The following is a 6528-nucleotide window of genomic DNA, read 5'->3' as shown; positions in this document are numbered from 1 at the left end:
AAACCTTAAAAAATAATTACTGCGTTGTCCTTAAAAATCGATGTTTTGTTCTTTTTACAGTTAAACTGATCCCTGACAAGCTACTTTTAGAGAAAGCGGGTTTACTTTCAGTTTCATATTCTTGCTGACAGCATAAGGATCCCCATCGATATGCATATGCTTGCCGTGAGCATCGTTTAATAATTTTATTTGTACCTCCTTACCCTGCCAGGTTTGATAATATTTTGATTTAGTCAGAGTACCCGTAAACATTCTATAGATCAATACCGGATAATACCACGCAGGAACTTTTCTTAATACACATACATCCATCAAACCATCGGCAATCAATGCATTAGGAGCTATATGTGCATTGTTTCCATATTGCGTAGAGTTTGCTACGGATATCAGGAAAGGGGCCTTTTCAAGTTTTTCCTGCCCATCGATGATTAATTGATAATCCACGGAAATGAACTTCCTTATTTCCCTCATTGCCAGTTTTGCGTATGAAAGAAATCCCCTCTTTTTTGAGTTCGCAAATAGCTGGGCGATATGCGCGTCAAAGCCGACCCCGGCAACATTCAGAAATATCCTTTCATCCAGATTGATGGTGTCGATAGTGGCAATACACCTTTTGTTAAGCAGCTTTATAGCCCTTTTGATGTTGCGGGGAATCTTAAGGTGCCTGGCCAGTCCGTTTCCGGAGCCACAAGGAATAATGCCAAGTACCGTATTGCTGTTGGTTAGCGGGCCGGCCACTTCATTGATAGTGCCGTCACCACCAATAGCCACTATAATATCAAATTTGTCACGGTTTTCCTCACTGATCTTGGCTGCTTCCCCGGCGTAATTTGTTTGTATGATTTCATAGGCAAACTTATCGGCATCGAGATATTTTTTCAGCAATACCGGGATACTCCGCTTATTTCCTGTACCCGACTTTGGGTTAACTATGAAAAGTATTTTCTTTTTACCGGTCACCGTGTCCACTCTATCTGCCATTGAAATCATTATATAAGGTTTGCATATAGGCCTTACCTAACTCCAGGTCCCTTTCGTCCTTAACCCCCGTTTTTTTCATATAACGCTTGCCGGTATTGTCATAAACTATCAGTTTAGTGCTGTCAACAAAGCCAAAGCCATTGTTGTAAACATATACGGCAAAGTCATGATTGGCCCTGCCAAGGGTATTTCTGCTAAACCTGAAATCCGGGTCGGGCTGAGCTATTTGCCCCAGCAAGGTATTGGCTATATCAGTCTGACTGGTAAAACTATGCACTACCGTATCCTTTACGGCCAAAGCACCACCCAGCCAAAGCATCGGTATCCTGAACCTGTCCGGGTTCGAAACTCCCTGGTTGTTAGGCAATCCGTGGCCGTGGTCGGCTGTAATAACGATTAGCGTGTTATCCCACCACTCACTCTTTTTTGCATTTTCGATGAACTTTCCTAAGCACCTGTCGGCATAATGAGCAGAGTTCATGAACATAGATTTGTCATCACTTCCTTCAAAAACAGTCTCCATCGGCACATCAAAAGGCTCATGGCTACTCAGGGATAGCATTACTTTGAAGAATGGAGCCTTAGCCTCATTGGTTTCAGTAAAGAACTTATCAAAAACAGGACCGTCATGCACTCCCCATTTTGAATTATTCAGTTCTTCGGGAAAATCGTTACTATGCGTGATGTTGTCGAAGCGGGCATTGCTGAGGTATGACCGGAAGTTGGCAAAGTCAATGTTACCACCATAGGTAAAGGAGGTTTGGTAGCCCATATCCTTTAGCTTTTGGTTGAGGTAAGGCAATTTTTGAGTCTTTTTAGGGTATTTGATGATCGAAGATACCGGTTGTGAGGGATACCCGCTGAGTATCGATACTACCCCTTTGTCTGTACGGTCACCCGAAGCATACATATGGTCAAACAGCACACCTTCTTTAGCCAGATTGCTAAAGTTGGGTGCCACACCGGGTATGCCACCAAGGGGTTCTATAAAGCTGTAGGTAAAGCTCTCCATGATAATGATGAGCACATTGGGCTGTTCAGTATTTATTAATTTCGTAGTGTGGTCCTGGCCTGAATAAAGCTCATTGAAGTAGCTTGAGGTTTTAGTTGCCTCAAGAAAATTATCAGGATATTTTAACCTGTCTGATTTTCTCAATGCATAACCTGTATTCCATACCACATTGATGGCTGCATGATTGGCATATATGTTTGAGTTATGAAAGTACACCATTCCCGTGTTGATCGGGGCAACCCCAAAGGTGCCGCGGATAGGGGCAATCATAGTGGCTGTTATAATCAACATCCCAAGGCTTGTTTTCCAGTCGGCAGCAGGCAAATCTTTAACCCTTTTAAGCGTGAGTTTTCTGTAGATGAGCAAAGAAGCTGTCAGCAGCAGGCCCCAGAGCAGGGTTAATAAGAGCAGCGACCAGCCACTGATGGCCAGTGGGGTATCTTCGCCTATATATAAAAGAGGTGTGGCGTCCAGCCTGAAACCCCAATGCGTGTACATTTCAAGGTCGGCTACAATAATGAGTGAACATAAGATCAGCAGCAGAATAGTGTACCCTGTAAGGAGCACGCTCAGTACCTTTGGCCGGGCATAGGTGGTGAAAACAATAAAAAGCCCCGGGATCAGTAGAAAGTATCCTGTGGCCGATAGATCCAACCGCAGTCCGTGGAGGATTGAAAGCAAAACATCCCCGATGGACATTTCAAACGTTCTTTCAAAATTGTAAACCAGGAACAATACGCGGGCCATTAAAAAAAATGTTAGCCAGAATAAACCATAGCTAAAAAATGCTTTAACCCTTTCTTTCATGTCACAAAAGCCGTCTGATGAATAATTGACGCAAAGATAATATTAATTTAATATTACCCCTGTGGTAATCAAATCTGGTTCAAAATAATTCCGATCCTCTCATTTTTGTTTTATTTGCATGAATATGAAGAACTATACCTACCGGCAAAACAATAAGTCTCTCCTATCAAAGGGCTTTGTATCTATGCTCACTCCTTTAAGTAATATTGTTCCAGCCGGGCTTCCCGCCAATTACCTCAGCATTGTGTCTCACCTTTCGGTTTATATTGCCCTATATATTTCTTACGCAAACAACCAGTTGGCGAACCTGGGGTTTGTCATTATTCCGGTTTTGCTGCTTGTTCACGTGATCACTGATAAGCTGGATGGTATTCAGGCCAGGGCCACTAAGACTGAGTCAGCACTGGGTGAGTTTATGGATCATTACTTTGAAGTCTTTAACCAGGGAGTACTCGTACTTATCGTCTGGAATTTATTCGGCATTAAGCACGATTGGATGGTTTTACTGGTTCTGGTGGTGCTTGTATTGTTGAAAATGACCAGATTCTATGAGCAATATAAGGCCAATATGCTGGTGAAAGGTGCTTTTGGGGCTTTTGAGATTAAACTACTCATGATCACTGTATTGCTGCTTTGCAATAGTGAGTCAGTATATTCTTCAATCAATGCCATGGAGATTCAGGGCGTGCTGCTGGTAGAGTGGATATTACTGCTTGTGGCTGCCGGAGGTATTCTCAGTTGTGTCCTTACGATTATCAGGGTGCCACACCTTACTTATGGATACTGGATGTTCCTGGGCTTTCTGCTACTGGTGTCGGGGTTAAGTTTTTATAGCCTTGATTCGTTGCTGGCCGGAGTGATTATTCTGTTCTATGGAGGCGTTTACATCGGCAAATTACTTATGGCGCAGTTGATCGACGGCGTGGAAAGAAGCCCGGGATTATTTGCGCCAATTATTCTGGCTATTAGCTTTTTTACCGAATACCTTCACGCTACGGATATATTTTTCATTCTGTTCATCTATCTGCTGGTTAATATACTACTCCTGATCATTAAGACTTTTCGTGCACTTAAAGCAGAGTGGCATTGGGTCAATCCCGACCTGCCGGAAAATACCCATGCTGATTGATATTATTTAATCACAATCTTACCGGAATGCTCTACTCCCGTACTAGTGAGAAAGTAAAGATACAGTCCCGGTTTTAAGTGAGCGATGGGCAAAACTTCCCTTTCAGATAGCAGTTCATAATTCAGTACCACCTGGCCATTGGAATTGATCAGCTTGAGGTATGCTTTTTCGCCTGCAAAATCACGGGTAAAGACACTCAATTCACCCTGAGACCTGTCTATCGGGTTGGGGAATACCATTACAGGGAGCTTTGTAAGGAAATAAACAGTAACTACCTCTGTTACTATTTCAGTGCCTCCATTGAAGATCACCCTTGCCCGGTAATTATTAAGCCCCTGAAAAGGTTCCTGGTCCAAAGCTTCAATAACATTGGATGCAGGAGTGTTTACAGTGGCTATTTGTTCGAAAGAGCCATTTTTTTCGCGCTCAAAAATAACATTTGCCACCTGATAGCTCGTTCCAAGAGTAAGTGTAAGAACTACTTGTCCGAGAGGCTGGTTCTCAAGGGCGAAAAAGCTTGACAGGTAGCAATCTACCCCTTGAAATGAATAGTTAAAGGTAAGGTTGCGAAGGCCCAGCTTATCCTGGTCCAGTCTTGGGGCCAGCGTGTATAAGTTGTATGGATACTGTTCTTTATTCAGGATCACAGCCGTATCCTGAACTTCCATTAGCGGCTCCAGGTACTTTTCGCCCAAAGTATAAAGTACATATGGAGAGGTGTTTTCATATTTGTTCCACAAAAGCATAACAGAATCAGGGCAATTGAACCCTACGAAAACCTTGAGCGGCCTTGAAATGGTAAAGGTGTCGCTTACAAACGCTTCCGCACCAATGGTCATTCTTGCCAGGGCGGTGGTGTAAACGTTCGGTGAATCCCAGCTATAGTATTCCTTCCCGAGGTCAACATTGGAGGCAATGGTCTGCCAGGTTGAGCCTTTGTCAAGGGAGTACTCTAACGTGCCTGTTTGGCCTTCATACGTATTTTCCCACCTGAAAAACGAAACCCTTTCCCCGTTGTAAGGCATATTGCTGCTACCTACCGGGAAAGTCCACCGGAAAGTATCCCCTTCGTCCCATTGATAAACTATAAAAAATTTCTGAGGCCCATCCACAACGTCAAATCCGTTAACAGCAATTTCATAAGTTCCTGCTTCGGGGGACTCCAGTGTTATTTGTTCGATATTGTTCAAATGGTCTTGCTTTCGGGAGGGAAGTTGGGTTAATGAATCTTTGTGAGGATAGCTGTTCAGTACCCAGGGTAACCAGCTATCACCGCTTCCTTGATGTTTGAGTGTCAGATCCAGATCGTTGATCAGGGCTATACCAGCATTGGCTGTTGCGGCAGGATCATTCCATACAAGCATAACCTTCAGGTTTTTGGCGTTGGCGGGTACCTCCAGGGTGAATGTTTCTGTCTGGCTGTCATCGATACTTCCGGTCATAAAAAGGTCTTCGTTAATAGTCTGATGGGCGCGGCTCGCATTGACGCTGCCATATCCCGAAAGAAAATCAACACCTTTTGGGCCGATGTCATCTGCCGAGTTCATCAGTATACCTTTCAACAGTGTGGCATCAGGTACCTGGGCATTTTTGAGCTGGTAAGCCTGTTGTAATATTACCGATATGCCCGAAACCAAAGCGGCAGAAGATGATGAGCCCACAGTGCTGTATGCTGCTAGTTCGGGTTTGACCCGCCCGTCATATGCAGGGCCTCTCGATACAAAGGGGTCTGTGTTGTAAAGTGTATCAACAGCACTTACGGTTAAAATATTTTTAGCCATTTTGAAGTTCCCGGTAAGGTTAGCATAGCCTTCAACACCTTTGTAAGTGCCTACAGTATCTGTTCCGGTGCCGTTGTTGCCGGCAGAGAATACGTGAAGCCGTTCGGGGTGGCTGTGTGCATGCTCATCATAGGCGGCTGCATAGGCACCATAAAAATTTTCAATGATGGTACCATAAGCATGGTTCTGAATATAAATGTCTGATCCTTCAAAATATGAAATATCATCAGGGAACAGGTTCATGAAATCGGATGATGATAAATCGGCGCCCCATGCCACACCTTTGCTGTTGAAGGAGGAATTACCGGCGCCAGCAACAATGGTTGCCATCTCTGAAGCGTGTCGGGAGGTGCTTGCTGCGCTTAATGCTGAGGGCAGTACCCTTCCCTTGAAATCTATATCTGTTTCATCAAACCTTTGCTCTTTTATGGATACATGGGCACCAGTGCCATTGAGTTCCGGGACTTCGTGGTGTACAAGGTTTACTTTGTTAACATTCAGGTTAAGATCAAGCACCAGGCTCTCTTCCTTCGGGATACCTGAGTGGCGTGAAATGTAGAGAATCAAAGGAGAAGTGAGCAGCTTTTCATTAATATATTTTAATGATGTGCGAATGACCAATGTATTACCAGCGGCATATTCTTGAAGGATTTCTACAGAAGTTGAATTTTGAAGTGTTTTCTTACATAGTTTCAGGTCCGTAGCTTTAATGATAAAATTTTCTTTTGCAGTTGATGCTGCCTGTTGGTGGGTTGAGAGTAAGCCGGGAGACAGTTTCCATAGATCGTTTACCGGCCGGGCTGCTTCAAAGGTAGTGC

The 6528-nt window shown here is 43.9% G+C and carries 4 protein-coding genes; 1 reads left to right on the top strand and 3 read right to left on the bottom strand.

The features are described 5' to 3' along the window. Positions 1–60: 60 nt before the first annotated feature. Entirely contained in the window at positions 61–981 is a 921-nt protein-coding gene (locus E1163_RS03485) for a diacylglycerol/lipid kinase family protein (RefSeq protein WP_185155946.1), read from the bottom strand. After that, on the bottom strand, positions 971–2740 hold the full coding sequence (locus E1163_RS03480) for an LTA synthase family protein (protein ID WP_185155945.1): 1770 nt from the start codon (positions 2738–2740) through the stop codon (positions 971–973). The genes E1163_RS03485 and E1163_RS03480 overlap by 11 nt, the downstream gene beginning before the upstream one ends. 184 nt (positions 2741–2924) lie before the next feature. Here E1163_RS03480 and E1163_RS03475 point away from each other — a divergent pair, with 184 nt between their 5' ends. Then, positions 2925–3929, top strand: a complete 1005-nt coding sequence (locus tag E1163_RS03475; RefSeq protein WP_185155944.1) for a CDP-alcohol phosphatidyltransferase family protein — start codon at positions 2925–2927, stop codon at positions 3927–3929. A 2-nt stretch (positions 3930–3931) separates the two neighbouring features. On the opposite strand, the gene E1163_RS03470 is transcribed toward E1163_RS03475, so the two are convergent. Continuing rightward, on the bottom strand, positions 3932–6528 hold a 2597-nt coding region (locus tag E1163_RS03470), incomplete at its 5' end, for a S8 family serine peptidase (RefSeq protein WP_155169487.1).

The organism is Fulvivirga kasyanovii (assembly GCF_009711405.1).
GTDB lineage: Bacteria > Bacteroidota > Bacteroidia > Cytophagales > Cyclobacteriaceae > Fulvivirga > Fulvivirga kasyanovii.
The sequence above is the reverse complement of the archived record's forward strand: the minus strand, read 5'-3'. Positions and strand labels throughout refer to the sequence as shown.